At 76.8% G+C, this 444-nt stretch carries 1 protein-coding gene and 1 pseudogene; both read left to right on the top strand.

The window, feature by feature from the left end:
• Window positions 1–219: pseudogene (locus RAD16_RS41295) on the top strand (ABC transporter ATP-binding protein); the annotation flags it as partial.
• Between the two features lie 9 nt (window positions 220–228).
• Window positions 229–444 (top strand): hypothetical protein (locus RAD16_RS41290; protein ID WP_458163714.1); only part of this gene is annotated, 216 nt, incomplete at its 3' end.

Here is a 444-nt window from a genome sequence, read left to right as displayed (position 1 = left end):
CGGGCCATCGCGCCCGATCCGGCGATCCTGGTGGCGGACGAGCCCACCGGCAACCTCGACGAGGCGACGGGGGCCGGCATCGTCGACCTGCTCTTCGCCCTCAAGCGCGACCGGGGCGCCACCCTGGTCCTCGTCACCCACGATCCCGGCCTCGCCCGGCTCTGCGACCGCACCGTGCGGGTACGCGCAGGGCGGATCGAGGCCGGAATCCCGGCCTGAGGCACGGCGATGCACGGAACCCTCGGGACGCCCGAGGCGCGGCGCCAGCCGCCGCGCCGGAGCCCCCTGCCGCTCACCTTGCGCCTCGCGCTGCGCGAGTTGCGCGGCGGGCTCTCGGGCTTCGTCGTGTTCCTGTTCTGCATCGCGCTCGGCGTCGCCGCGATCGCCGGGGTCGCCTCGGGGTCGCGCTCGCTCACCGACGGGCTCGGCCGCGAGGGCCGGCGC

The sequence above is a fragment of the Bradyrhizobium sp. 18BD genome, from assembly GCF_054185225.1.
This window is presented reverse-complemented; position numbering and strand designations above follow the sequence as displayed.